Below are 26,360 nucleotides of genomic sequence, written 5' to 3'. Positions count from 1 at the left end.
CACCCGTCGGGTCGGCCGCACCTGGCGAACCCGACTCAACCGGCCGTTCCGCCGGTTAACGTGGCGAAATGCGCGCCGTACCGAACTGGGCCGTCGCCACGGCGGCGGCGGCACCCGTGCTGCTGGTAGCGGGTTGGACGGTGGCCCAGGCCCGACAACCCATCGGCTACGACCCGGTCCGGGACACCATCAGCGAGTTGGCGGGGCAGGACGCCACCGACGCCTGGATCATGGTGGTGGCCCTGGTGCTGCTCGGCTGCTGCTACCTGTCGGTCGCCGCCGTCCTGCACGCGGCCGGGCTACCCAGCCGATTCCTGCTCGCCATCGGCGGGGTGGCCACCATCGCGCTCGTCGCCTTCCCCCGGCCGCCGGTCGGCGGCTCGCTCAGCCACGGCATCGCGGCGACGGTGGCCGTCCTGGCGCTGGTGCTCTGGCCGGCCGGCTCGGCTCTGCGGCTGCCGCGCGCCCGCGACACCGAGCACCCCGGCCGACCGGAGCCGCCCTGGGCGTTTCGCCGGGCGGTGGGCCTGAGCGCCACACTGGTGCTGCTGGCGCTCTTCGGCTGGTGCGCGTTCGAGGTGACAAGTGGGTCCCGCACCGGGCTGGCCGAGCGGGTGACGGCGGTGGCGGTCTCGCTCTGGCCGCTGCTTGCCGTCCTCTCCGCCCGACGGGCGCACCTCGCCTGGTCGGCCGGCGACACCGTACGCGTCGGCCCGGACCTGCCGACCATCGGCGTCGTACCTCCGGATCCACTCGGACCACCGGGCGGACCCACCCCCGGGCGGCCCGACCGGCTGCCCTGAGTCGCCGCCCCGCCGGACCGGCTTACGCGCCGCTACGATCGCCCGATGTCCGCAGTTCCCCGTTGGGCCCTGCTGTCGGCGGGCGGCGCGCCGCTGTTCCTCATCGGCGGCTGGACCCTGGCGCAGGCCGCCCAGTCCGACGGATTCGACCCGGTACGGCAGACCATCAGCGCGCTCGCCGCCACGGGGGCGGACCATCGCTGGATCATGACGGTCGGCCTGGCCGGCCTGGGCCTCTGTCACCTGACGACCGCGCTCGGCCTGGTCGCCGCCGCGCCGCTGGGCCGAGGGCTGCTGGCGCTGGGTGGGCTGGCCACCCTGGTGCTTGTCGCGTTCCCGCAGAGACCGGCCGGAGACTCGACGACGCACGCCGTGGCCGCAGGTGTGGCGTTCGGGGCGTTGGCCGTCTGGCCGGCCCTGGCCGTCCCCCGTCGAGCGGTGCCGGCCCTCGACCACGAGCGCCGCCACCCGCCGGACGGGGGGCCGGCTCCCGTACGCCGGGCGGCGCTGGCGGCGACGGCGGTCCTGCTCGCGTTTGTCGGCTGGTTCGCCGTCGAGTTCTTCAGCGACGGGGCGTGGGTCGGGCTGACCGAGCGGCTGGCGGCGGCCGCCGAGGCGGTCGTACCGCTGCTCGCCGTGCTGCTCGCCCGGCGGCAGCCGCGGGAGTCCGATCCCGGCTGACCGCTGTCGGGCGCGCCCGGTGTCGGCCGTTCGGCGGCCGTCGACGCGACGCGGGCCGCCGGGTTGTCCCGGCGGCCCGCGAACGGTGCGTGGATCAGAAGACGCTGACGCCGTAGCGGCTCAGCGCCTCGGTGACCGGCTGGAAGAAGGTCGTACCGCCGGTGCGGCAGTTGCCACTGCCGCCGGAGGTCAGGCCCAGGGCGGTGGTGTTGGCGAACAGCGAGCCGCCGCTGTCGCCCGGCTCGGCGCAGACGTTGGTACGGATCAGGCCGGAGACCGAGCCCTCGGCGTAGTTCACCGTGGCGTTGGTCGCGGTCACCGAGCCGCTGCGCAGGCCGGTGGTGCTGCCGGAGCGCTGCACCGCCTGACCGACGGAGGCGTTGCCGGCGCCGGTGATGTCGCGGAAGCTGCCGTTGTAGAGCGAGACGTTGCCGGCCGCGTTGGCCGAGTTGTTGTGCCGCACGATGCCGTAGTCGTTGCCCGGGAAGCTGGTGCCGGTACGGCTGCCGAGCAGCGCGGTCTGGGCGGAGTTCGAGTACCAGCTGGCCGAGATGTTGGTGCAGTGCCCGGCCGTCAGGAACGAGTAGGTGCTGCCACTGCGCACGTTGAAGCCGAGCGAGCAGCGCCCGCCCCCGCCGGCGTAGATGGCCTGGCCACCGGAGATCCGGGTGCTCAGCACACCCGCCTCGGCCTCGACCCGGACCGCGCCGTTGGCACGCGCGGCGGCGGCCTTGACCCGCTCCAGCTTGGCCCCGGTGACGGTGCTGTCGACGGAGACGACGACCTGGTTGGTGACCGGGTCGCTCCACCAGGCGGTGCCCGGGATCTTGGCGGAGCGCTCCAGGTCGGCCGTGGCCCGGTTGAGCTCGGCGGCGCCGCGGGTGACGTAGCGGACGACGGCGCCGGCCTTGCTCGCCTTGCTCGCGGCGGCCGCGTCGGTCACCGTGACGACCGACTTGCCACTGGCGTCGATGTACGAGCCGGCGGAGCGGTCGCCGAGTTCCGCGGAGATCACGGCGGCGGCGTCGGGGGACGCGGCGGGAGCGGCCTGAGCGGGCGCGCCGATGAGCGAGCCGACGACCAGGGTTCCGGAAACGGCGACTGTAGCCGCAACGCGGAGTGAGGACCTCGTGGGTCGCATGTAACAAACCTCCTGGGCGGGGGAGCGGGTCTGGCCGGGGGCGGCTGACCCGAGGGCAACCCGGCCGATCTGGGGAAACTGGCCGGATGAGACTGAAGTATTCACATACTTAAGATCATTGACAAGGCTTGGATTCGCCCGGATTTGCAGATCTTGGCCGGCCGCGGGGGCGCAACACCCTCGACACGCTGGTGAACAGGCACCGTCACACCCGACCGACGCCGAATCCACAATTAGCGCGTACAGCCATCGATGTCTGGCGGCATGGCACGGCGTGATCGGGCGCGACGGGCGCTTACCGTCAGGGGGTGCGGCGGCGGGCGCCGGGGCCCGGACGGGGCACCACATCGCGCGGTCCACCCACGTCGTGCCCGTCGGCGCAGCGCAGTTCGGCGTGCACCTCGGCACCGCACTCGCGGTGCGTGACGCGCAGCGGTGGACCCTCCGCGTCGGCGAGGTACCTGTCGCCCCAACCGAGGACGGCGACCAGCACCGGCCACAGGTCCAGGCCCTTCTCCGTGAGCCGGTACTCGTGGCGCAGTCGACTCCCGGGCTCCCGGTACGGCTCGCGACTCAGCACACCCTGCTCCACCAATGTGGCGAGCCGGTTGGTCAGCACCTGCCGTGGGATGCCGGTGCGCACCCGCATGTCGTCGAAGCGGCGTACGCCGGTGAACACCTCGCGGAGGACCACGAGCGTCCACCGCTCACCGAGGACCTCCATCGCACGGGCGATGGTGCAGTTCTCCACTGACCAGTCCAGAGCCGCGGGTCGCATCCGACCAGGCTAGATCTCGTTGACAGACTCAGCAACCTGCTGTCAGGCTGCGTCCATGACGCAGACGCAGGAACCAGTGCGCAGCCGTACCTTCACCTGGGCGGACCCGTCGGTCAACGCCGCCCAGGTCGGTCGACGTAGCGGCCTGGACATGCTCCGGGCGATGATCGCCGGCGAACTGGCCGCGCCTCCGGTGATGCACCTCCTCGACATGGCCCGGATGGAAGCCGACGAGGGTCGGGTCGTCGTCGAGCTGACTCCGCAGGAGTTCCACTACAACCCGCTCGGCAGCGTCCACGGTGGCGTGCTCTCCACCCTGCTCGACACCGCGGCCGCCTGCGCGGTGCACACCACGCTCCCCGCCGGGGTGGGCTACACCTCGCTGGACCTCAACGTGAAGTTCCTCCGCCCGGTCACCGTCGACAGCGGCACCCTGCGTTGCGAGGGCACCGTGCTGCAACGTGGCCGCCGTACGGCCCTGGCCGAGGCCCGCCTCACCGACGCCAGCGCCCGCCTGATAGCCCACGCCACCAGCACCTGCCTCCTCCTCCCCCTCCCCTAACCCCACCCCCCCATGCCCCCACCCCCACCCCCCTCCTCCCACCCCCCAACCCGGGTTGATCAAGAGGTTTGCGTCAGAAAACTGGCTTCCGGTGACCGAAACCTCTTGATCAACACGAGCAAAGGGGGGTGGGTGGGGGTGGGGGGTGGGGTTTAGCGGGGGGCTAGGCGGGCGGCTCTTGCGTCGCGCTTTTCCTCGAAGCGGCTCGCGGCGCGGTCCAGGCCTTCCAGCTGTGCGGCCAGTTCCTCGCGGGCGGCTTCGCCGTCGGCGTTGAGGCCGGTCACGTTGAAGACGTCCCACTGCCGCAGCACCGGCTGGAGCACCTCGTCGCGGTGCTGACGCAGGTCGTAGATGCCGGCCAGGGCGATCGCCACCGACTTGCGGGCGAAGCCCTCGATGCCGGCACCCGGCATCTGGAAGTCCGCCACCACGTCGGCGACGGCCCGCATGGCCTGGCTGGGGGCCAGCTCGAACGCGGCCGCGAGCAGGTTGCGGTAGAAGACCATGTGCAGGTTCTCGTCGGCGGCCACCCGGGCCAGCAGCGCCTCGCAGGTGGGGTCGCCGGTGGCCTTGCCGGTGTTGCGGTGCGAGATCCGGGTGGCCAGCTCCTGGAACGAGACGTACGCGAGCGAGTGCAGCACCTCGTCGCCGTGCGCGTTGGTGTAGCCCTCCGACATGTGCGTCATCCGGGCGCGCTCCAGCGCCACCGGGTCGACCGCCCGGCTGACGGTCAGGTAGTCGCGGATCGCGACACCGTGCCGCCCCTCCTCGGCGGTCCACCGGTGCACCCAGGTGCCCCACGCGCCGTCGCGACCGAAGAGGGTGGCGATCTCGTGGTGGTACGAGGGCAGGTTGTCCTCGGTCAGCAGGTTCACGATGAGCGCGGTGCGGGCCACGTCCGGGATGGTGGAGTCGGTCGGTGACCACGCCTCGCCGCCGAGCGGCCCGTCGAACGTCCGCCCCTCGCTCCACGGCACGTACTCGTGCGGGAACCACTCCTTGGCGAGCGAGAGGTGGCGGTCCAGGTTGCGTGCGACCACCGGCTCCAATTCGACGAGCAGCGCGGTCTGGCTCAAGGTGGTGCTGACGGTCACGAGAAGCTCCCTACGGTGGCGTAACTTACGCTACCGTAGGTCCCCGCGGCCGTTAGCGCCAGTGGGGACGCTCAACCGACAGTCGGCGTGAGGTCCGCCAGTGGCGGCACCCACTCCTGGGCGACGGCCGTGACCTGCTCACCGGAGCGGATGTCCTTCACCTCGTCCGGCGCTCCCTCGGCACCGGGGAACCAGACGTACGGGATGCCGCGCCGCTCGGCGTAGCGGATCTGCTTGCCGAACTTCGCCGCGCTCGGCGACACCTCGGTAGGGATACCGCGCGCCCGCAGCGCCGCCGCGATCCGCCCACTCGTCGGACGGTGCTCTTCGTCAGCCAACGCCACCAGGACACAGGTGGGCACGGAACGCGAGACCGACAGCTCTCCCGCGCCGAAGAGCAGGCCGAGCAGCCGGGTCACGCCGATCGAGATCCCCACCCCCGGGTACGAGACGGCGCCGGCGCTGGCCAGGTTGTCGTACCGGCCGCCGGAGCAGACCGAGCCGAACCGCTCGTAGCCGCGCAGCTGGGTCTCGTAGACGGTGCCGGTGTAGTAATCCAGGCCCCGGGCGATGCGCAGGTCCGCCACGCAGAGGCCGGGCGAGTGCTCGGCGGCGGTCTCCACCACCCGGACCAGCTCCTCGATGCCCTCGTCGAGCAGCGGGTCGCTCACCCCGAGCGCGCGGACGGCGTCGGCGAACGACGCGTCCGGGGCGGAGATCTCGGCCAGCGCCAGGCACGCCTTGGCCTGCGCCTCGCTCGCCCCGGCGGTCTGGGCCAGCAGCTCGGCCACCTTCGCCGGGCCGATCTTGTCGAGCTTGTCGACGGTACGCAGCGCCGCTTCGGCATCGGTCACCCCGACGCCCCGGAAGAACCCCTCCCAGATCTTGCGGTTGTTGACCTGGATGGTTACCGGCGGGATCGGCAACGAGCGCAGCGCGTCCCCGATCACCAGCGGCATCTCCGCCTCGTGGTGCCCGGCCAACGTGTCCCGGTCGACGATGTCGATGTCGGCCTGGACGAACTCCCGGTAACGGCCCTCCTGCGGCCGCTCACCACGCCACACCTTCTGGATCTGGTAGCGGCGGAACGGGAAGTTGAGCTTGCCGGCGTTCTCCAGCACGTACCGGGCGAACGGCACGGTCAGGTCGAAGTGCAGGCCGAGCTGGTCGTCCGTGCCGGCCGCCTCGGCGTCGGCGTGCAGCCGCCGGATCACGTAGACCTCCTTCGAGGTCTCGCCCTTGCGCAGCAGCTGGTCCAGCGGCTCGACGGCGCGGGTCTCCAGCGGCGCGAAGCCGTACAGCTCGAAGGTGGCCCGGATCTTGTCGAGCACGAACTGCTCGATCATCCGCTGGCCGGGGGGCCACTCCGGGAAGCCGGAGATGGGCGTGGGCTTGCTCATCGGCGTACTCCTTGCGGTTCCGCGCCCGCGGCGCGGTGGTGTCGTGGGTCCGCGCGCGGCGCGGACGAAGATCTAGAGGCCCCGGGTGGGAGCGGCCGGCGAGACGCCGGCCACCTCCATGAGGTACGGGTTGCTGGCGCGCTCGCGGCCGATGGTGGTGCTCGGGCCGTGGCCGGGCAGCACGACGGTGTCGTCGGCCAGCGGGAGGATCTTGTCGCGCAGGCTGGTGAGCATGGCCGGCATGCTCCCGCCCGGCAGGTCGGTGCGGCCGATCGACCCGGCGAAGAGCACGTCGCCGGAGAGGCACAGCTCGTCGGCCTCCCAGCTCGACCCGGCAGCGGGCAGCCGGAACAGCACCGACCCGCCGGTATGGCCCGGGGCGTGGTCGACGGCGATCTCCAGGCCGGCGAGCGTGAGGGTGGCGCCGTCGGTCAGCTCCGCCACGTCCTCCGGCTCGGTGTAGGTCAGCCGGCCGCCGAACAGCGACCTCAGGTCGGTCGAGAGGCCCTTGGACGGGTCGGCAAGCATCTCCCGGTCACCGGGGTGCACGTACGCGGTGATGCCGCGCGCACCGCAGACCGGCGCGACCGAGAAGGTGTGGTCGAGGTGGCCGTGGGTGAGCAGCACGGCGGCCGGATGCAGGCGGTGCTCGGCGAGCAGCGCGTCGAGCTGGTCGAGCACCCCGATGCCGGGGTCGACCACCACGCACTGCTCCCCCGGCGCGGTGGCGACCACGTAGCAGTTGGTGCCGAAGGCGTCCGCGGGAAAGCCGGCCACGAGCACGGGCGCTGTCCTTTCCGTCGAGCAGCTGTCGTCCTGCACAGCAGCCTATCGGGCGCGCCGAGCGAGTTTACCGCGTCTGTCCCAGGCGCCCCGTACGGCACAGTGACAACCTCCGATAAGCGCTGCTCGGGATGGGGTGGACCTCGTACACCACATTCCCAGTCACTAGCCGTACACTCTGGCGGGCGTGTGGCGCGGCACACGTGACGCCCGGACGGGCCGGGGCGACCGGCCGCCGGCGACGACCAGGTAGAGGAAAGGGGAGCACCGGTGGCTTCCAGCAGGGACCGGCAGCGCAAACTGGCGCGGGCGAAGCTCGACCGGCAGATGGTCCGCCGGGCCGCCGCCACGCGGCGCCGACGGCAGATCCAGGCCGGTGTCGGCGCCGCTCTGATCCTCGTGTTGGTCGTGGCCGGCTCGGCCTGGGCGCTCGGTGCGTTCGACTCCGACCCGGAGCAGAACACGGCCGCCGCGGACACCTGCCTCTGGACACCGCAGGACGCGACGGCCAACACCAACCTCAAGGACGTCGGCACGCCGGCCACCAAGGACCTGCCCACCGACGGCACCCGGCCGATGACCGTGACCACCAACCAGGGCGCGCCGATCACCGCCGAGCTGAACCTGACCAACTCCCCGTGCGCGGCGGCGAGCATCGCCCACCTGGCGAGCCGGTCGTTCTACGACAACACCACGTGCCACGAGATCACCACCGAGGGCGCGCTGCGCTGCGGCGACCCCAGCGGCACGGGTCTCGGTGGGCCGACCTACTCGTTCTACGACGAGGAGCTGCCGACCGTGCCGTCGGCGTCACCGTCGGCCAGCCCGGCCCCCGGCCAGCCGCCGACGTACCCGAAGGGCACCGTAGCGATGGTCTCCAACCCGCCGGGCAGCAACGGCAGCCAGTTCCTGGTCTTCTTCAAGGACTTCACCACCGCCGACCCGAAGTACCCGGTCATCGGCCGGGTGACCGGCGGGCTGGACGTGGTGGAGAAGATCGGCGCCCTCCCGACCGTGGACAATGGGACCGGGGCGAAGGTCAAGCCCAGCACCGACGTGACGATCCAGAGCCTCACGGTCGGTGAGCCGGTCAGCGGCGCGGCACCGGCGCCGTCGGCCTCCGGCACCCCGGCCAGCAGCCCGAGCGCCGGCTGACCGGGCGCCACCACCCACCCAAGCGGCACTCAGCAGCAGACAGCCAGGAGGATCCAGGCGTGACGTCCACCAGAGAGCGGCAGCGCGCGGCGGCACGCGCCCGGCTTGAGAAGGAGATGGCCGAGCGCTCGGCCAAGGCCCGCAAGCGCCGGCAGACGACGGCGATCGTCAGCGCGGGTGCCGCGCTGGTGCTCGTGGTCGCCGGCACCGTGTGGCTGGCGGTGAGCCTCGGCGGTGACGACGACAAGCCCGACACCAACACCGCGGCGCCCGGCGCGTCGGAGTGCGTGTACAACGCGCTGCCCACCGAGCAGCGGCCCCCGCAGATCAAGGACGTGGGGGTGCCGAGCAACCAGCAGTCCGCCACCGGCGTGCAGACGATGACTATCGACACCAACCTGGGCCCGATCACGGCCAAGGTCGACAGGTCGTTGGTGCCGTGCACGGCGGGCAGCTTCACCCTCCTCGCGGAGAAGAACTTCTTCGACAACACCAAGTGCCACCGTCTCGTGACCGAGGGCATCAAGGTGTTGCAGTGCGGTGACCCGAGCGCCACCGGCAACGGCTGGCGGCCCACCGACGGCCAGGGCGGCCCGAGCTACCGCCTGCCCGAGGAGAACCTGCCCACCGACAAGCGCCCGCCGTACCCGGAGGGTGTCATCGCGATGGCCAACTCCGGCCAGCCGGGCAGCACCGGCAGCCAGTTCTTCATCGTCTACGGCGACTCGCCGCTGGACCCGGCGTACACCGTGCTGGGCACCATCACCGGTGGCCTGGACCTGGTCAAGGACGTGGCCAAGGCCGGCGACGACGGGGCGTTCGCCCAGCAGGCCGGCGGTGGCCACCCGAAGAGGGAGGTCATCATCAAGGACCTCACGATGAGCAACCCGCAGGGCTGACCCCCGCGCGCACGTCGAAGCGCCCGCCGGCTGAGCCGGCGGGCGCTGTCGTTTCCAGAGGTACGGGGTACGGCCGCTCAGGCGCCCGAGGTGACCCGGTAGGCGTCGAAGACCCCGTCGACCTTGCGGACGGTGGCCAGCAGGTGGCCCAGGTGCTTCGGGTCGGCCATCTCGAAGCTGAACCGGCTCACCGCCACCCGGTCGCGGGTGGTGGTGACGGTGGCGGAGAGGATGTTGACCCGCTCGTCGGAGAGCACCCGGGTGACGTCGGCAAGCAGCTTGTGCCGGTCCAGGGCCTCGACCTGGATGGCCACCAGGAACGTCGAGGCGGAGGTCAGCTTCCAGCTCACCTCGACGACCCGCTCGCTCTGCGCGCGCAGGTCCTCGGCGTTGGCGCAGTCGTCGCGGTGCACGCTCACCCCGCCGGAGCGGGTGACGAAGCCGAACACCGAGTCCGGTGGGACCGGGGTGCAGCAGCGGGCCAGCTTGATCCAGACGTCGCTGACGCCCCGGACCACCACACCCGGGTCGCTGCTGCTCTGCCGGCTGCGCGGCGGCCGGGTGGCGACGGCGGTCTCGGCGATGTCCTCCGCCGCGCCCTCCTCGCCCCCGTACGCGGCCATCAGCTTCTGCACCACCGACTGCGCGGAGACCTGGCTGTCGCCGACCGCCGCGTAGAGCGACGCCACGTCGGCCAGGTGCAGGTCCCGGGCGATCGACATGAGCGCGTCGGAGGTGAGCATCCGCTGCAACGGCATGCCCTGCTTGCGCATCGCCTTGACGATCGCGTCCTTGCCGGCCTCGATCGCCTCCTCGCGGCGCTCTTTGTTGAAGTACTGGCGGATCTTCGTGCGGGCGCGCGGGCTCTTGACGAAGCCGAGCCAGTCCTGTGTCGGGCCCGCCGTCTCGGACTTCGACGTGAAGATCTCGATCACGTCGCCGTTGGACAGCGTCGACTCGAGCGGCACCAACTTGCCGTTGACCCGCGCCCCGATGCACTTGTGCCCCACCTCGGTGTGCACCGCGTACGCGAAGTCCACGGGCGTCGACCCGGTCGGCAGCGGGATGACGTCACCCTTCGGGGTGAAGACGTACACCTCCTGGCTGGACAGGTCGAAGCGCAGCGCGTCGAGGAACTCGCTCGGGTCGGCGGCCTCGCGCTGCCAGTCCAGCAGTTGCCGCAGCCAGGTCATCTCGTCGATGTGCGCCGGCGGGCCGACGATCTGGGTGCCCTTGTGCTCCTTGTACTTCCAGTGCGCGGCGATGCCGAACTCGGCGGTGCGGTGCATGGCGTACGTGCGGATCTGCATCTCCACCGGCTTGCCGGTGGGCCCGATGACAGTCGTGTGCAACGACTGGTACATGTTGAACTTGGGCATGGCGATGTAGTCCTTGAAGCGGCCCGGCACCGGCTGCCAGTTGGCGTGGATGACCCCCAGCGCCGCGTAGCAGTCCCGAACCGTGTCGACCAGGATGCGCACGCCCACCAGGTCGTAGATGTCGTTGAAGTCGCGACCCCGCACGATCATCTTCTGGTAGATCGAGTAGAGGTGCTTCGGCCGGCCGGTGGTCTCCGCCTTGATCTTGGCGGCCTTCAGATCGGTCTGCACCTTCTGCGTCACCTGCCGCAGCAACGCCTCGCGCTGCGGCTGGTGCTCCCCGATCAGCCGGTTGATCTCCTCGTAGCGCTTCGGGAAGAGCGTGCCGAAGGACAGGTCCTCCAGCTCCCACTTGATCGTGTTCATACCGAGCCGGTGCGCCAGCGGCGCCAGGATCTCCAGCGTCTCCTTGGCCTTCTGCTCCTGCTTGGGACGGGGCAGGAAGGTCAGGGTACGCATGTTGTGCAGCCGGTCGGCCAGCTTGATCACCAGGACCCGCGGGTCCTTCGCCATCGCCACGACCATCTTGCGGATCGTCTCGGCCTTGGCCGCGTCACCAAGCTTGACCTTGTCGAGCTTGGTGACGCCGTCGACGAGCAGGGCGACCTCGCCACCGAAGTCGGCCCGCATCTGGTCGAGGGTGTACTCGGTGTCCTCGATGGTGTCGTGCAGCAGCGCGGCGACAAGCGTGGTGGTGTCCATGCCCAGGTTGCCGAGGATCGTCGCCACGGCGAGCGGGTGGGTGATGTAGGGGTCACCGGACTTGCGGTACTGCCCGGAGTGCCACCGCGCGGCCGTGTCGAAGGCGCGCTGGAGCAGCCGGGCGTCCGCCTTGGGGTGGTTGTCGCGGTGGCTGGCGATCAGCGGCTCCAGCACCTCGCTGACCTGGGAGGTCTGCCAGGGCGCGTTGAACCGGGCCAGCCGGGCCCGGACCCGCCGGCCGGTGGGCGCGTTGGACAGCCCGAAGCCACCGCTGGGCGACGGATCGATGCCCGCGTCGGTCGGGAACGGCACCACGACACCGTCGGCGCCAGGGGACGCCTCGGCACTCGGCGGGCCACTTGTCGGACGTGCCGCGCTCTCGCCGGAAACCCTGCCGGAGCCGTTGCCGGTGCCCGTCACCCGGGCCGGCACGTCGCCTGTCCGGTCGGTCACCGAGCCGTCAGCGTCGCCTGTCGGGTGCACCGTGCCCTCCGCCGGAGGGACGACATCGTGGGACACCGGCCTCCTCACCGCTCGCCGGAAAAACACCTGCCGAACATCGGCCGGCCTGGTCTTCGCCCGCCGGACGGGGTACCGCCGGCGTCAGCAAAGGGCAATGCTACCCGCACGGACGGTCCCCTGCCGCTCCGCCGGACGGTCGGCGCCGAGTCCGTCCCGTGGATCCGGGGCCAAACGGTCAGCAGGGCACCGGTGGGCTCAAACGGTCAGCAGGGCGTGGACGGGACGCGGCGCCAGACGCTCACGCCCACCCAGGAAGCCGAGCTCCAGCAGCACGGTGAAGCCGGTGACGGTCCCGCCGGCCCGCTCCACCAGATCCAGCGTCGCCTCGGCGGTGCCACCGGTGGCCAGCACGTCGTCGACCACCAACACCCGGTGCCCGGCGGTGAAGGCGTCCTCGTGCACCTCGAGGGTGGCCTCGCCGTACTCCAGCTCGTAGGAGACCGAGTGCGCCGGGCGGGGCAACTTGCCGGCCTTGCGCACCGGCACCACGCCCACCCCCGTCGCGTACGCGATGGCCGCCGCGACGACGAACCCCCGCGCCTCGATGCCGACCACCACGTCGAAGGCGTCCCGCCCGTGGTACGAGACGATCCCGTCGATCACCTCACGGAAGACCTTGCCGTCGGCGAACAGTGGCATCAGGTCCTTGAACATGACGCCGGGCTTGGGGAAGTCGGGCACGTCCAGCACCCGGCTGGCGACCAGGCGGGCGACCTCCGGGCCACTGTCCCCGCGCGCTGCGGTGCTGTGGGTCTCCGTCACGGCTGTTTCGCTCTCCTTCGACGACGAACGGCGTCCGGCAACAGCATGCCGGACGCCGTTCGGGTGTTTCCTGTCGGGTCAGCGCCGCTTGGCGCCACCCGGTCGGTTGCCGCCGCCACCCGGGCGACCGCCCCGGGCGCCGGTGGGACGCTTGCCCGCCGGCCGAGCGCCCACCTTGGGGGCGGCACCGGCGAGCGCTGCGGCGTCCTGGTCGACCGGCTCGTCGGTCGCGTCGGCCTGGTCCGCCGAACTCGCGGCGGGGCCCTTACCGGCGACGTCGCCACGGACGCCCCCGCCCCGTCGGGACAGAACGCGCTTGTTGTGCGCCTGGATCCGCGGGTCGTAGTTCTTCAGCAGCGCCAGCAGCGGGGTCGCCACCAGGATGGACGTCAGGAACGCCACCGCCATACCGACGAACAACACCAGACCGAGGTCCTTCAGGGTGCCCGCGCCGAGCAGGCCGGCACCGATGAAGAGCAGACCGCCGACCGGCAGCAGCGCGACCACCGAGGTGTTCAGCGACCGCATCAGGCTCTGGTTGACGGCCAGGTTCGACGCCTCGGCGTACGTCTGGTTGTTGTTGGCGGTGATGCCCCGGGTGTTCTCCTGGACCTTGTCGAAGACCACCACCACGTCGTAGAGCGCGAAGCCCAGGATGGTGAGGAAGCCGATGATCGTCGACGGCGTGACCTCGAAGCCGACAAGCGAGTAGATGCCGGCGGTGAGGACCAGGTTCATGATCAGCGAGGCGACCGCGGCCACGGCCATCCGCCACTCGAAGCGCAGGATCAGGTAGACCATCACCAGCGCGATGAAGATGATCAGACCGAGCACGGCCCGCTCGGTGACCTGGCTGCCCCAGGCCTCGCTGACCTGGTTGCCGCTGATCTGGTCGACGTTGATGCCGAGGTCCTCGGCGATCTGGGCCTTGACCGCGTTGGCCTGCTCGACGGTGAGCTGCGGCGTACGCAGCTCGTAGGAGTCACCGCCCGGCCCGCCGACCTTCTGCGTGGTCGCCACCTCGACGCCGGTGTCCTCCGAGGCGAGGGCCGAGTTGACCTCCCGCTCGGCGTCGTCGATCGTGCCGACGCTTGCCGGAACCTGGAACGAGTTGCCGCCGGCGAACTCGATGCCCAGGCTGAACCCACGGATCGAGAAGCTGAGGATCGCGATCAGGACCAGGACCCCGGCGACGCCGAACCAGAGCTTGCGCCGGCCGACGATGTTGAGACCGGCCTCGCCGTTGTAGAGGCGGCTCGCCAGACCGTTTTCAGCCATCTCAGGCCTCCTTGGCGCGCGGGTTGCGGGGCTGCTCAGTCGGCTGGTTGCGGGCCGGGAGTGCCCGGCCCAGACCGCTGACCCGCGGGGACAGGAACGCCCGGGTCCGGGCGAACATCGTCATGATCGGGTGCCGGAAGAGGAAGACCACCACCAGGTCCAGCACGGTGGCCAGGCCGAGCGCGAACGCGAAGCCCTTGACCGTGCCGACCGAGACCACGTAGAGCACCACCGCGGACAGCAGGGTGATGGCGTTGGCCGAGATGATCGTCCGGCGGGCCCGGATCCAGGCGCGGGGCACCGCGCTACGCGGGCTGCGCCCCTCCCGGATCTCGTCTTTCAGTCGTTCGAAGTAGATGACGAACGAGTCCGCCGCCACACCCAGTGAGACGATGATGCCGGCGATGCCGGCGAGGGTGAGCGTGAAGCCGATCTGCCGGCCGAGCACCACCAGCGCGCCGAAGAGCAACAACGCGGAGAGGACGAGGCTCAGGAAGATCACCGAGCCGAGCAGCCGGTAGTAGAAGAACGCGTAGATGATGACCAGCAGCATGCCGATGCCGGCCGCGAGCAGACCGGCGCGCAGGTGGCTGGCACCCAGCGTGGCGGTGACGTTCTGCGCCTCCTGCTGCTCGAAGGTCACCGGCAGCGCGCCGTAGCGGAGCTGACCGGCGAGGGTGCTGGCGTCCTTCTGGGTGAAGGTGCCGGTGATCTGGGAGTTGCCGGTCAGCACGCCCTGGATCTCCGGCGAGGAGACGATCTCGTTGTCCAGTACGACGGCCACCCGGCACTTGCCGTCCTGACCCAGCGCGGTCGCGTCGCAGGCCTGACCCTCGTTGTTGAACGCCTCACGGGTCAACGAGGTCCACTTGCCCTGACCGTCGCCGGTGAAGTCCAGGCTGACCACCCAGGAGTTGGTCTGGTCGAGCACCGCATCCGCGTCGGACACGTCGGTGCCCAGCACCTTGGCCTGGTCGAGCAGGTACTTCGACGCGCCGTCCTCGCAGGAGACGACCTGCTGCTTCGGGTCGGAGATCGACGCCGGGGGGCGCTGGTCGAGCTGCGCGCAGCCGATCGTCGGCACGTTGAACTGCATCTGCGCCGGCAGCACCGCGACCTCCTGCGGAGACAGCGTGCCGAACGGCTTGAGCTTCTCGGCCAGCGACGGGTCGGCGCTCAGGTCGGCCGGGGCCTGCAACCCGTTGGCGGCCTGCCAGGTGGCGGCGCCGACCTTCTGCTCGACGGCCTTGCGCTGCTCCTCGATGCTTGCCGGGACCGGCTCGGCGCTGGCGGTGGGCGCGGCGGCGCTCGGCGAGGCCGTGGCGGACGCGGCGGGCGTCGGCGTGGCGCTCGGCGACGCCGGGGCCATTCCGCCCTGACCGCCGCTCGGCGACGAGGTCACCTTCGGCGAGGCGCTGCCGGTCGGGGTCGCGGCACCGGTCGGGGTCGCGCTGCCGGTCGGGGCGGCGCTGCCGGTCGGGGCCGGCGTGGCGGCGGGCGGCGCCTCGGCCACCCCGCTGCCGGAGGCGGCCTTGAGCACCTTGCGGAAGCGCAGCTCGGCCGCGCTGCCCACGTCGGTGAGGTCCCGGTTCTCACCGGGCAGGGAGATGACGATGTTGCGGTTGCCCTCGGTGACCACCTCGGCCTCGGCCACGCCGAACGCGTTGACCCGGCTCTCGATGATCTCGCGGGCCTCTTCGAGGTTCTCCGCCGTCGGGGGCTTGCCGTCGACGCTGTTGGTCGCCTCCAGTGTCACCCGCGTGCCGCCGATGAGGTCCAGGCCGAGCTTGGGCTCGAGCCGGTCCTTCAAGCTGCCGCTGGCGCCGGCGAAGAACACCAAAAGATAGAGGACCACGAAGATGAACCCGAGCACGGCGAGCTGCCGCCCGGGGCGCATCTGTCCCTGAGGTGGTGCCACGGCTGTCCTGTCTCCCTGTACGGTCGCGCCGCTGTCGCAGCGGCGGCGGGTGTCGGGCCGGGGGTTCCGCCCGACGGGTCTGCCTTGAGCCGACGAGGTGCCGGCACGAGGACCGGGCAACCCGGCGCGGAACGCCGACGGTCACCGGAACGTGCCGACGCCCGGCGTCGACCCAACTATCCAGTTTTCACGTCTCGTCCGCTGCCCCGTCGGGCGCGACGACCCGGAAGCCGGGTCGACCGGCCGGACGCCGGACTCGCCGCTCCCGGAGGGGAGGGGTCAGTCCTTGGCGGTGTCCGCGTCCTCGGTGACCGGCTCGCTCGGCAGCTCCGCGCGGGTGACCACCCGCGCGATGGCCGGGCGGGCGTACCGGGTCTGCACACCGGGTGCGACCTCGATCAGGACAGTGTCGTCCTCGATGCCGGTGACCGTGCCGTAGAGCCCACCGATGGTCACGACCTCGTCGCCGGGGCCGAGGTTGGACTGCATCGCCTCTGCCTCTTTGCGGCGCTTCTGCTGGGGCCGGATCATCATGAAGTACATGACACCGAAGAGCAGGGCGATCATCAGGATCGGCGTGAAACCGCCGGCCCCGCCACCCGCTGCTGCCAATTGCACGGTTACTGACCTTCCCATTGGCCACCTGCCCGGCACCGGAGTGCCGGAGCGGAGGCGGATTCTCACGTCCTGTACAGACCGCGGCGAAGTCTAAACCCTGCACCTGGGAACGCCGAATGCGGCACAGATCACGTTCACATCACGGCTGATCGGCATCCAACGAGAACAAGTCGGGCACAGGTGGACTATCTGCACCAAATGTACCATTCGGCGGCGTGCGCCCCAGATGCCGCCAGGCGGCCTCGGTCGCCACCCGGCCCCGGGGCGTCCGCGCCAACAGGCCGGCTCGCACCAGGAACGGCTCGCAGACCTCCTCGACCGTGTCCGGCTGCTCCCCCACCGCCACCGCGAGAGTGGACAACCCGACCGGGCCGCCCCGGAACGAGTCGACCAACGCGGTCAGCACCGCACGGTCCAACCGGTCCAGCCCGAGCGCGTCCACGTCGTACACCACCAGGGCCGCGCGGGCGGTGTCGAGATCGACCACCCCGTCCGCCCGGACCTCGGCGTAGTCGCGGACCCGGCGCAGCAGCCGGTTGGCGATCCGCGGCGTGCCCCGCGACCGACCGGCGACCTCGGTCGCGCCCTCGGCGGTGATCGGCACCCCCAGGATCCGCGCCGAACGGTGCAGCAGCGTCTCCAGGTCCGCCGGGGAGTAGAAGTCCAGGTGCGCGACGAAACCGAAACGATCCCGCATCGGCCCGGTCAGCAACCCGGAGCGGGTCGTCGCGCCGACCAGGGTGAACGGCTCGACATCAAGCGGAATCGCCGTCGCCCCCGGCCCCTTGCCCACCACCACGTCGACCCGGAAGTCCTCCATCGCGCTGTACAGCAACTCCTCGGCCGGCCGCGCGATCCGATGGATCTCGTCGATGAAGAGCACGTCACCCTCGGCGAGGCTGGTCAGGATCGCCGCCAGGTCACCCGAACGCTCGATCGCCGGGCCGCTCGTCACCCGAATACCCGTGCCCAGCTCGGCGGCGACGATGTTGGCCAGACTCGTCTTACCCAGACCAGGCGGACCGGACAGCAGGATGTGGTCCGGCGGCGCACCCCGCCGCATGGCGCCCTGCAACAACAGGTCCAGCTGGTCACGTACCCGGTCCTGGGCGATGAACTCGGCCAGCCGCCGCGGCCGTACCGTCGCCTCCGCATCCCGGTCGGCGTCGCTGACGTACGCCGAGACGAGCCCCTCGGTCTCGCTCATGGTGCTGCCTTCATTCGCGACTGCGGGGCTCGCAAACCCGGCTCACTCCTCGCGCTCAGTGCTGCCTTCATTCGCGACTGCGGGGCTCGCAAACCCGGCTCACTCCTCGCGCTCATCGTGCGGCCCGGGCGCTCATCGGGTGCGACCCAGCAGTCGGATCGCCTGCTTGAGCAGGACCGGCACCGGCGGGGTCTCGCCCTCGATCGACTCCGCCACCGCGGCCACCGCCTGGTCGGCCTGCCCGGCCGTCCAGCCCAACCCCACCAACGCCTGCCGGACCTGGTCGGGCCAGCTGCCGCGGGTCACCCCGGCCACCCCGTCGGCGCCGATCGGCACCGGGCCGATCCGGTCGCGCAGTTCCAGCACCAGCCGTTCCGCACCCTTCTTACCAATCCCGGGTACGCGGGTCAGGGCCGCCGTGTCGGCGTTGGCGATCGCCTTGCGTACCGCGTCCGGGGAGTGCACCGCAAGCACCGCCTGGGCCAGTCGAGGGCCGACCCCACTCGCGGTCTGGAGCAGCTCGAACAGTGACTTGGCGTCGTCGTCGGCGAAGCCGTACAGGGTCAGCGAGTCTTCCCGCACGATCAGGCTGGTGGCGAGCCGGGCGACCTGGCCGACCCGCAGCTCCGCGAGGGTTCCCGGGGCGCAGTGCACGGCGAGCCCGACCCCGCCGACCTCGATCACCGCCTGGTCCGGACCTGTCGCGGTCACCGTGCCGCGCACACTGGCGATCATCGTGCTCCTCCTCGTCGTGCCCGGTCGGCCGCAGCGGCCAGCTTGGACCGGGTGCCTCCACGCCACACGTGGCAGATGGCCAGGGCCAACGCGTCGGCGGCGTCGGCCGGCTTCGGCGGCTCGGCCAGCCGCAACAGCCGGGTCACCATCGCGGTCATCTGCGCCTTGTCGGCCTGACCGGACCCGGTCACCGCCGCCTTCACCTCACTCGGCGTGTACGTCTGCACCGGCAACCCGGCGCGCGCCCCGGCCAACACGGCGATACCGCTGGCCTGCGCGGTGCCCATGACGGTGCGCACGTTGTGCTGGCTGAACACCCGCTCGACGGCGACGCTCTCCGGCTCGTGCTTGGCCACCAACTCGGTCAGCGACCGATCCAGGTGCAACAGGCGCAGCGCCAGGTCGTCGGCCGGGTCGGTGTAGACCACGTAGTAGGCGACGAGCGTGCAGGGCCGGCCGGGCACGCCCTCGACCACGCCCACCCCACACCGGGTCAGCCCCGGGTCCACACCGAGCACGCGCACGCCGCCCCCTCCCCCAACCGTCAGCAGTACGTGTGTTCGACACCCTAACCGTCGCCGTTCCACGAGCCCCACGGGACACGCCCTGATCCCCCCACCCCACACCGACCCCACGCCCCACGCCACGCCACGCCCCACGCCCCACGCCCCACGCCCCACGCCCCACGCCCCACGCCCCACGCCCCACGCCCCACGCCCCACGCCCCAAGATCTCCGCAACTTCCCTGAGGTTGCTGCCTCCGACACGCGGGAGACAGCAACATCCCCGATGCTGCGCAGATCGTGACGGACACACACCCCTACCGACCCGCTGGCGCGAGGTCCGCAACACCCACAGCCGCCAAGATCGCGCTCGAACCAGGATCGAGTGGTCACGCAACACCGGGAGGCCACTAGATCCCGGTTCGAGTGCGATCTTGCGGGGGCGGCACGGCGCGAGGCGGAGCGGGGCGAGCCGGGGCGGGGCGGGCCACACAGCTTTGGTGCGGAGTATGTGTCGCTGACCCATGTGCCGGGGACCACACAGCTCGTAACTTCTTGCGCCATGACGGCAGAACCCGTGGCGGTCCCCCACGTCGTACAGGTCGACCTCTCCGGTCGGACCGCCCTGGTCACCGGAGGCGGCGGCGGCATCGGGCGGGCGTGCGCCCTGCGGTTGGGCGCGGCCGGTGCCACGGTGATCGTGGTGGACCGCAACCTGGAGGCGGCCGAGGCGGTGGCCGCGGAGGTCGGTGGCCGGGCCGAGGGCGTCGACCTGTCCGACGCCGCGGCGGTGGACGCACTCGACGTGGACGTGGACATCGTGGTGAACAACGCCGGGCTCCAGCACGTCGCGCCGTTGCAGGACTTCCCCGTCGAGCGCTTCGAGTACATCCAGCGGGTGATGGTGGAGGCGCCGTTCCTGCTGATCCGCCGGGCGCTGCCGCACATGTACGCGCGCGGGTGGGGGCGGGTCGTCAACATCTCCTCGGTGCACGGGTTGCGGGCCTCGCCGTACAAGGCGGCCTACGTCTCGGCCAAGCACGCCCTGGAGGGGTTGTCGAAGGTGGTCGCGCTTGAGGGCGCGGCGCACGGGGTCACCGCCAACTGCATCAACCCGGCGTACGTGCGCACCGCGCTGGTGGAGAGCCAGATCGCCGACCAGGCGGCCAGCCACGGCATCGACGAGGCCGAGGTGATCGAGAAGATCATGCTGGCCCGGGCCGCGGTCAAGCGGCTGATCGAGCCGGCGGAGGTCGCCGAGCTGCTGGCGTACCTCTGCTCGCCGCCGGCGGCCTTCATCACCGGCGCGTCGATCGCCCTCGACGGGGGCTGGACGGCCAACTAGTGGGGCTGAGCACAATGTCGACCATGTCATCGCCGGTGGAGTTCCTGGAGCTGCTCGCCCGTGAGGCCGCGGCGGTCGAGTTCGAGGGGCCGCTGGTGGCCGCGCGGGCCGCCGGGCTGCCACCGGACCGGCTGGCCGAGCTGGAGCAGGCCAGGTCGGTGGCGTTGCGGGTCCGGGCGCTGCTGGAGCGTCGGCGTCGCCGGGAGAGCGAGCTGTCCGGCCTGTACGACACGGTCAGCGACCTGGCCGGGCTGCGCGACCTCGACGACGTCCTGCGGGCGATCGTGCACCGGGCCCGCCACCTGCTGGGTGCGGACGTGGCCTACATGACGCTCAACGACGACGAACGCGGCGACACCTACATGCGGGTGACCGACGGGTCCGTCTCGGCGCGTTTCCAGCGGCTGCGCCTGCCGATGGGCGCCGGTCTCGGCGGCCTGGTGGCCCAGTCCGGCGCCCCGTACGTCACCGCCAACTACGGCGAGGACGCGCGTTTCCACCACACCGGCGAGATCGACGCCGGTGTGGGCGAGGAGGGGCTGGTGGCGATCCTCGGGGTGCCGCTGCGGCTCGGCTCCACGTCGATCGGGGTGCTCTACGCGGCCAATCGTTCGGCCCGTCCGTTCGTCCGGGAGGAGGTGGCGCTGCTGGTGTCGCTCGCCGCGCACGCCGCGGTGGCGATCGACACCGCCCGGCTGTTGACCGAGACCCGTTCGGCGTTGGCCGAGTTGTCGGCGGCGAACACCACCATCCGGGCGCACAGCAGCTCGGTGGAGCGGGCGGCGGCGGCGCACGACCGGATGACCGCGCTGGTGTTGCGCGGCGGCGGGGTGGAGGACGTGGCGGCGGCGGTGACCGAGGTGCTTGGCGGCGCGCTGCTGGCGCTCGACGCCGAGGGGCGCCTGCTGGCCCGGGTGGGTGAGATCGAGGAGCCGGACCGGGCGGACATCGTGGAGGCGGTGGCCGCGTCCCGGACCGAGGGGCGCAGCGTACGCCGGGGTCCGCTCTGGTACGCGGCGGTGGTGGCCGGCGCGGAGAACCTGGGTGCCCTGGTGCTGCGCCCGGACGACGAGTTGGTCGACGCCGACCAGCGCATCCTGGAGCGCGCCGCGTTGGTGACCGCGCTGCTGCTGTTGTTCCGCCGGACGGTCGCGGAGGCGGAGGGGCGGGTGCGTGGCGAGCTGCTGGACGACCTGATCGCCCGCCCGCTGCGCGACACCGACGCGCTGCGCAGCCGGGCCCGCCGCCTCGGCGTGGACCTGGACGCGCCGCACGTGCTGGTGGCGGTGGGCGACGACGCGATCGCCGCGACCGGCTCGGCGCGGCAGCGGGTGCTCTCCTGGGCCACCACGTACGCCTCGGCGCGCGGTGGACTGGCCGCGGCGCGCGACGGCCGGGTGGTGCTGATGCTGCCGGGGTTGGACGCGGGCGGCAGCGCCCGCGCGGTGGCGCGGGACCTGTCCCGGGTGACCGGTCGACCGGTGACCGCCGGGGCGAGCGGCCCGTCGAACACGCCGTCGGCGCTGGCGGCGACCTTCCAGGAGGCGGACAGGTGCCTGACGGCGCTTGGCGCGCTGGGCCGCTCCGGGCAGGGGGCGAGCACCGTGGAGCTGGGCTTCGTGGGGCTGTTGCTGGGCACTGTCGGCGACCGGGGTGAGAAGGACGTGACCGAGTTCCTCGGCGCCACTGTCGGGCCGGTGCTCGACTACGACGCCCGGCGCGGTACGGCTCTGGTGAAGACGCTTGAGGCGTACTTCGGGGTGGGTGGCAGCCTGGCCCGGGCCGCCGAGCAGTTGCACGTGCACGTCAACACGGTGACCCAGCGGTTGGAGCGGGTCGGGCAGCTGCTCGGCGTCGACTGGCAGCGGCCCGAGCGGGCGCTCGAGGTGCAGCTCGCGCTGCGCCTGCACCGCCTGCGCGCGCCAACCGGCTGACCGGAGCCGGCCGGCGGACCCGACGCCGGCCGGCGACCGGGCACCCCGACGTCGGGGGGGCACCAGAGACGCCGACCGGGCACGGCACGGCAACCGGCAACCGGCAACCAGCGACCTGGCGCCCGGCGTCAGCGGGCTCGGATGCCCTCCAGCACGGCGTCGACGACCCGCTCGGGCAGGCTCTGCTCGTCCAGGTCAGGGTTCCACTGGAGCACCCGCTGGATCAGCATCGGCCCGGTGAGCAGCGCCATCGTCACCTCGACGTCGATGTCGGCGCGGAGCACCCCCTCGTCGATGCCGCGCCGCAGCACCTCGCGCATCAGCTGCCGCCGGGGCGCGATGATGTTCTGGTAGAGCTGGAACTGGTCCGCGCTGCGGTTCACGGCGGGCGCCAGGCATGGCATGATCTTGGCCGCTCGCGGGTCGACGTTCTTGCCGATCGCACCGACCAGCAGCACCAGGTCGTCGCGGACGGAGTGGCCCGCCGGCTGGGCCATCACGCCCTTGAGCCGCCGCAACGCGTCCAGCAGCAACGCGTCCTTGCCGGCCCAGCGACGGTAGATGGTGGCCTTGCCGACCCCGGCTCGGGCAGCGATCGCCTCGATCGAGAGCGCCTCGATGGTGCTGCCCTCGGCGAGCAGGTCGAGGGTCGCCTCGATGATGGCCTCATCGGCGCGGATGCTCCGCGGTCGCCCTGGCGACCGCGGAGCATCGGCAGTGGACGTCATGTCCGCCATTCTTCCCGAACCTATGCCGTGCCGGCCAGCTCAGGCTCAGCGACCGGCGCCGCCGGGACGACGCTGGCGTCCTCCTTGCCCGGCATCCAGCGCAGCACCACGATCATCCCGAGCGCGGCGATCACCGCGGAGAGCCCGGCCGCCCAGTGCATGGCGGTGACGAAGGCGTCGTTGGCCGCCGAGATGAGCCCCGGAGCCGCCGGGCCGAGCTGGCCCGCCGCCGCGTACGCCCCGGAGATCGACTCGTTCGCCGCGTCCCTGGCCTGCGTGGGCAGACCGGTGAGCGCGTCACCGATGTCGCTGCGGTAGACCGCGGAGAGCACCGAGCCGAGGACGGCCACGCCGAGCGCGCCGGCCACCTGGCGGATGGTGTTGCTGACCGCGGAGCCGACACCGGCCTTCTCCCGGGGCAGCGCCGACATGATCGACTCGGTGGCCGGCGGCATGATGTTGGCCATCCCGGCGCCCTGGATGAGGAAGACCAGCAGCACGACCCAGATCGGGGTGGAGGCGCCGATGAAGACGAAGGCGGCGAGGGACACCACGGTCAGCCCCAACCCGACGGCGGCGACGACCTTACCGCCGTAGCGGCGGACCATCGCGGCGCTGCGCGGAGCGAAGACCAGCTGGGCACCGGCGAAGGGCAGGAAGAGCAGGCCGGTCTGCAGCGGGCTGTAGTCGCGCACGAGTTGCAGGTAGAACGAGCCGAAGAACATCGAGCCCATCGCGGCGAAGAAGACCAGGCCGACGATGGCGACCGGCGCGGCGAACCGGGGCACCTTGAACAGTCGGACGTCGAGCGACGGGTGGTCGCTGCGCCGCTCGTGCTGGACGAACCAGGCCAGCACCGCGACGCCCACCAGGATCGAGCCCCAGGCGACCGGGCGGTCGAAGCCGTGCTCGCCGCCGTCGATGATGCCGTAGGAGAGGGCGACCAGACCGACCACGGAGAGCAGCACGCCGAGCACGTCGATCCGGCCGGGCCGCGGGTCCCGCGACTCGGGGACCAGCAACGCCACCAGGACCACGCCGGCGGCGACCACCGGCACGTTGATCAGGAAGACCGAGCCCCACCAGAAGTGCTCCAGCAGCGCGCCGCCGAGGATCGGGCCGATCGCCACGGCGAGACCGACCGCGCCGGCCCAGACACCGATGGCCCGACCGCGCTCACGGGGGTCGAAGACGTTGGAGATGATCGACAGCGTGACCGGCATGATGGCCGCGCCGCCGACCCCCATCAGGGCACGGGCCGCGATGAGCTGTCCGGGGCTCTGGGCGTACGCGGAGAGCAGCGACGCCAGGCCGAACAGCAGCAGACCGATCATCAGGAAGCGCTTGCGGCCGGCGCGGTCGCCGAGCACCCCGAAGGTGAACAGCAGCCCGGCGAAGACGAGCGTGTAGGAGTTGATGGACCACTCCAGCTCGCCCTGACTGGCGCCGAGGCCGTGCACCGGGTCGGCCAGGGTGCGCAGGGCCACGTTGAGGATCGTGTTGTCGAGGACGACCACGAGGAGGCTGATCACCAGCACCCCCAGGATCGCCCACCGCCTCGGGTGTCCGGTGTTGTTGTGCAGCTCCATGCCGTGCTTTCCCCCCACGCTTGTCACCCGCGACGAAATACGATACGGGTCAGACTCGTAACGTGGGTCAGCCTACGACGCGTATTAACGATACGGCACCGATCCGTATCGTATGTGGTGGGCATCACGCCGAGTGGGCACCGTCAGGCACGCGGCGACGGCGTCCGACAGCGTGCCGAGCCGGGCCGCCGGATGGCCGAGCGGCTCGATCCAGCCCGGCCCCGCGCCGTACACCCGAAGGAGCGGGAAGTCCCGGGCGAAGCGCACCAGGCGGTACGCGCGGCCGGTCAGCGGCGTCTGCGACCAGAGCACGACGGTGTGCGGACGCGCCCGGTACACCGCGCTGGTGAGCGCGGACCAGGGCAGCGCGGGGCCGAGGTTCAGGCAGCCACGCCCCTGCTCGCGCAGCGCGGCGGCGAGCGCGAGCTGGCCCAGGCTGTGCGCCTCCTTCTCGGCGCCGGCCAGCAGCACCCCGCCGGTGGGCAGCGGCCGGCCCGGCTCCCGGCGGTACGCGTCCAACCCGACCCGGACGCCCTCGAAGAGGGCGTGTTCGACGACGACCTCGGCGGGGGTCCGGCCCGACAGACGGCCCAGCAGCGGACGGCAGACCTGCTCCCAGAGCGCCGGTACGCCCCACGCCTCGGCGCACTCCAGCAGCGCCGAGGCGACGCCGTTGGCGTCCAGGTCCTCGGCCGCGAGCGAAACCTGCTTGCGCGCGATCTCCACGGCCTCCGCCGGCATCGGATCGGTAAGCACCAGACGCACCCCCGGGTAGACGTTCGCTACCCGAGGGTTCGCTCGAAGGGCGCGCGGCGGATGCGCCCGTCGCGGAATCAGGCACCTTGACCAGACCCTCTAGGTTGATGATCCACACAGCCCAACGAAAGGTCCCCACCCCATGCCCGTCGGCTTCACCATGGCGATCGTCTTCGCCGTCGCCCTGGCGGTCAGCGCCGTCGTCGCCCTCGTCGCCCCCGCCCGGCCGTTGAAGCGGATGGCCGCCCTCGCGGCGCTCGGCCTGCTCACCCTGACCCTGGTGGTCGGCGTCGCCTCCAGCGCCCACTCGGTGCCCATCCGCTCGGTCGGCATCGTCACCAGCTTCGGCAAGCCAACCGGCAAGGTGACCGGCTCGGGCCTGAAGTGGGTGGCGCCCTGGCAGAAGGTCGGTGAGTGGGACGCGGGCCGACAGAAGTACGACCACATCGGCGGCAACAACTGCGTACGGGTACGCACCGGCACCCTCGCCGACGCCTGCGTCGAGGTGCTCGTCGAATGGCAGGTCAAGCCGGAGAACGCGCCGAAGCAGTTCATGGACTACAAGGGTGACTTCGGCAGCTTCCGGGGTCAGCGGGTGGGCGTACAGCTCGACAGCGCGGTCAACGACGCCTTCGCCGCGTACAACCCACTGGAGAAGATCGACGCCCGGACCGGTGACCTCAACGTCGACCTGAAGCCGTTCGCCGCGAACATCAAGACCAGTGCGGAGAGCCGCCTCGCCACCGACGTGGACATCCTGTCGGTGACCATCACCCGGGTGAACCACGACGACAAGACCGAGGGCAACATCAAGGCGTTCCAGGACAAGCTGGCGCAGACCCGCAACCTGGAGCAGGACCGCAAGAACGCCGAGATCTCCAAGCAGATCACCGAGACCAACGCGACAGTCGACAAGGTGACCCGCTGCCTCGAGATCGCGGAGAAGAACGGCGCCAACCCGGGGCTCTGCATCAACCCGGGCATCGTCACCGGCTTCGGCGTCTGGGCCCCCGGCGAAGAGGTCGCCAACCTGACCTACTTCGGCCTCTACGCCCTGCAGCACCGCGGCCAGGAGGCGGCGGGCATCG

General features: G+C 71.5%; 23 protein-coding genes and 1 pseudogene. 8 read left to right on the top strand and 16 right to left on the bottom strand.

The features are described 5' to 3' along the window. Positions 1-68: 68 nt before the first annotated feature. Both ACWER9_RS19930 and ACWER9_RS19925 read left to right on the top strand, forming a co-directional pair. Positions 69-803: a DUF998 domain-containing protein gene (locus ACWER9_RS19930; RefSeq protein WP_452303235.1), complete on the top strand. Its 735-nt coding sequence runs from the start codon at positions 69-71 to the stop codon at positions 801-803. A gap of 45 nt (positions 804-848) precedes the next feature. Then, positions 849-1,484, top strand: coding sequence for a DUF998 domain-containing protein (locus ACWER9_RS19925; RefSeq protein ID WP_452303234.1), 636 nt, complete (start codon positions 849-851; stop codon positions 1,482-1,484). 94 nt (positions 1,485-1,578) lie between these two features. Here the strand turns inward: ACWER9_RS19925 and ACWER9_RS19920 are convergent, their stop codons facing one another. Together ACWER9_RS19920 and ACWER9_RS19915 are read right to left on the bottom strand one after the other, a co-directional pair. Next, positions 1,579-2,625 (bottom strand): S1 family peptidase, encoded by a 1,047-nt coding sequence (locus tag ACWER9_RS19920; RefSeq protein WP_452303233.1) that lies wholly within the window; start codon positions 2,623-2,625, stop codon positions 1,579-1,581. A 301-nt stretch (positions 2,626-2,926) separates the two neighbouring features. After that, positions 2,927-3,403 (bottom strand): winged helix-turn-helix transcriptional regulator, encoded by a 477-nt coding sequence (locus tag ACWER9_RS19915; protein WP_452303232.1) that lies wholly within the window; start codon positions 3,401-3,403, stop codon positions 2,927-2,929. Between the two features lie 55 nt (positions 3,404-3,458). On the opposite strand from ACWER9_RS19915, the gene ACWER9_RS19910 reads away from it, so the two are divergent. Next, positions 3,459-3,965 carry a PaaI family thioesterase gene (locus ACWER9_RS19910; protein ID WP_452303231.1) on the top strand — a complete coding sequence of 169 codons (507 nt, stop codon included), beginning with the start codon at positions 3,459-3,461 and terminating at the stop codon, positions 3,963-3,965. Between the two features lie 152 nt (positions 3,966-4,117). Here ACWER9_RS19910 and ACWER9_RS19905 read toward each other — a convergent pair whose 3' ends face one another. From ACWER9_RS19905 to ACWER9_RS19895, 3 genes are all read right to left on the bottom strand, one after another. After that, positions 4,118-5,059: an acyl-ACP desaturase gene (locus ACWER9_RS19905; protein WP_452303230.1), complete on the bottom strand. Its 942-nt coding sequence runs from the start codon at positions 5,057-5,059 to the stop codon at positions 4,118-4,120. 71 nt (positions 5,060-5,130) lie between these two features. Further along, the gene (gene hisS / locus ACWER9_RS19900; RefSeq protein WP_452303229.1) at positions 5,131-6,459 is read right to left on the bottom strand and encodes a histidine--tRNA ligase; all 1,329 of its coding nucleotides are present in this window, start codon (positions 6,457-6,459) and stop codon (positions 5,131-5,133) included. Between the two features lie 72 nt (positions 6,460-6,531). Continuing rightward, positions 6,532-7,242 (bottom strand): MBL fold metallo-hydrolase, encoded by a 711-nt coding sequence (locus ACWER9_RS19895; RefSeq protein WP_452303228.1) that lies wholly within the window; start codon positions 7,240-7,242, stop codon positions 6,532-6,534. Positions 7,243-7,512: 270 nt separating this feature from the next. Here ACWER9_RS19895 and ACWER9_RS19890 point away from each other — a divergent pair, with 270 nt between their 5' ends. Then, positions 7,513-8,397, top strand: coding sequence for a peptidylprolyl isomerase (locus tag ACWER9_RS19890; RefSeq protein WP_452303227.1), 885 nt, complete (start codon positions 7,513-7,515; stop codon positions 8,395-8,397). A gap of 59 nt (positions 8,398-8,456) precedes the next feature. Beyond that, positions 8,457-9,296, top strand: a complete 840-nt coding sequence (locus ACWER9_RS19885) for a peptidylprolyl isomerase (RefSeq protein WP_452303226.1) — start codon at positions 8,457-8,459, stop codon at positions 9,294-9,296. Between the two features lie 77 nt (positions 9,297-9,373). On the opposite strand, the gene ACWER9_RS19880 is transcribed toward ACWER9_RS19885, so the two are convergent. From ACWER9_RS19880 to ruvC, 8 genes are all read right to left on the bottom strand, one after another. After that, a complete protein-coding gene (locus tag ACWER9_RS19880) occupies positions 9,374-11,896 on the bottom strand; it encodes a RelA/SpoT family protein (protein WP_452303225.1) in 2,523 nt (840 codons plus the stop codon). 198 nt (positions 11,897-12,094) lie between these two features. Then, positions 12,095-12,661, bottom strand: a complete 567-nt coding sequence (locus ACWER9_RS19875; protein ID WP_452303224.1) for an adenine phosphoribosyltransferase — start codon at positions 12,659-12,661, stop codon at positions 12,095-12,097. A gap of 78 nt (positions 12,662-12,739) precedes the next feature. Then, positions 12,740-13,939, bottom strand: a complete 1,200-nt coding sequence (gene secF, locus ACWER9_RS19870; RefSeq protein WP_452303223.1) for a protein translocase subunit SecF — start codon at positions 13,937-13,939, stop codon at positions 12,740-12,742. A gap of 1 nt (position 13,940) precedes the next feature. After that, positions 13,941-15,857, bottom strand: a complete 1,917-nt coding sequence (gene secD / locus ACWER9_RS19865; protein WP_452303222.1) for a protein translocase subunit SecD — start codon at positions 15,855-15,857, stop codon at positions 13,941-13,943. A 279-nt stretch (positions 15,858-16,136) separates the two neighbouring features. Beyond that, positions 16,137-16,493, bottom strand: coding sequence for a preprotein translocase subunit YajC (yajC, locus tag ACWER9_RS19860; protein ID WP_081884077.1), 357 nt, complete (start codon positions 16,491-16,493; stop codon positions 16,137-16,139). A 121-nt stretch (positions 16,494-16,614) separates the two neighbouring features. Then, positions 16,615-17,682 (bottom strand): Holliday junction branch migration DNA helicase RuvB, encoded by a 1,068-nt coding sequence (gene ruvB / locus ACWER9_RS19855; protein ID WP_452303221.1) that lies wholly within the window; start codon positions 17,680-17,682, stop codon positions 16,615-16,617. A gap of 132 nt (positions 17,683-17,814) precedes the next feature. After that, complete coding sequence (gene ruvA, locus ACWER9_RS19850; protein WP_452303220.1) at positions 17,815-18,417, bottom strand: Holliday junction branch migration protein RuvA; 603 nt, start codon at positions 18,415-18,417, stop codon at positions 17,815-17,817. Beyond that, positions 18,414-18,941, bottom strand: a complete 528-nt coding sequence (gene ruvC, locus ACWER9_RS19845) for a crossover junction endodeoxyribonuclease RuvC (protein ID WP_210821188.1) — start codon at positions 18,939-18,941, stop codon at positions 18,414-18,416. Before ruvC ends, ruvA begins: the two co-directional genes overlap by 4 nt. Positions 18,942-19,482: 541 nt before the next feature. On the opposite strand from ruvC, the gene ACWER9_RS19840 reads away from it, so the two are divergent. Together ACWER9_RS19840 and ACWER9_RS19835 are read left to right on the top strand one after the other, a co-directional pair. After that, positions 19,483-20,265: a 3-hydroxybutyrate dehydrogenase gene (locus ACWER9_RS19840; RefSeq protein ID WP_452303219.1), complete on the top strand. Its 783-nt coding sequence runs from the start codon at positions 19,483-19,485 to the stop codon at positions 20,263-20,265. Between the two features lie 14 nt (positions 20,266-20,279). Further along, on the top strand, positions 20,280-22,199 hold the full coding sequence (locus ACWER9_RS19835) for a helix-turn-helix domain-containing protein (protein WP_452303218.1): 1,920 nt from the start codon (positions 20,280-20,282) through the stop codon (positions 22,197-22,199). A gap of 128 nt (positions 22,200-22,327) precedes the next feature. Here the strand turns inward: ACWER9_RS19835 and ACWER9_RS19830 are convergent, their stop codons facing one another. The 3 genes from ACWER9_RS19830 to ACWER9_RS19820 all read right to left on the bottom strand — a co-directional run bounded on the left by ACWER9_RS19830 (position 22,328) and on the right by ACWER9_RS19820 (position 25,272). Continuing rightward, a complete protein-coding gene (locus tag ACWER9_RS19830; RefSeq protein ID WP_452303217.1) occupies positions 22,328-22,936 on the bottom strand; it encodes a TetR/AcrR family transcriptional regulator in 609 nt (202 codons plus the stop codon). Between the two features lie 11 nt (positions 22,937-22,947). Then, positions 22,948-24,516 carry an MFS transporter gene (locus tag ACWER9_RS19825; RefSeq protein ID WP_452303265.1) on the bottom strand — a complete coding sequence of 523 codons (1,569 nt, stop codon included), beginning with the start codon at positions 24,514-24,516 and terminating at the stop codon, positions 22,948-22,950. A gap of 84 nt (positions 24,517-24,600) precedes the next feature. Beyond that, positions 24,601-25,272 (bottom strand): transcriptional regulator, encoded by a 672-nt coding sequence (locus ACWER9_RS19820; protein WP_452303216.1) that lies wholly within the window; start codon positions 25,270-25,272, stop codon positions 24,601-24,603. 142 nt (positions 25,273-25,414) lie between these two features. Between ACWER9_RS19820 and ACWER9_RS19815 the strand changes: the two are divergent. Then, positions 25,415-26,086, top strand: a pseudogene (locus ACWER9_RS19815) (SPFH domain-containing protein); the annotation flags it as partial. Positions 26,087-26,360: the final 274 nt, after the last annotated feature.

Source organism: Micromonospora sp. NPDC003944 (assembly GCF_053605225.1).
The sequence above is the reverse complement of the archived record's forward strand: the minus strand, read 5'-3'. Positions and strand labels throughout refer to the sequence as shown.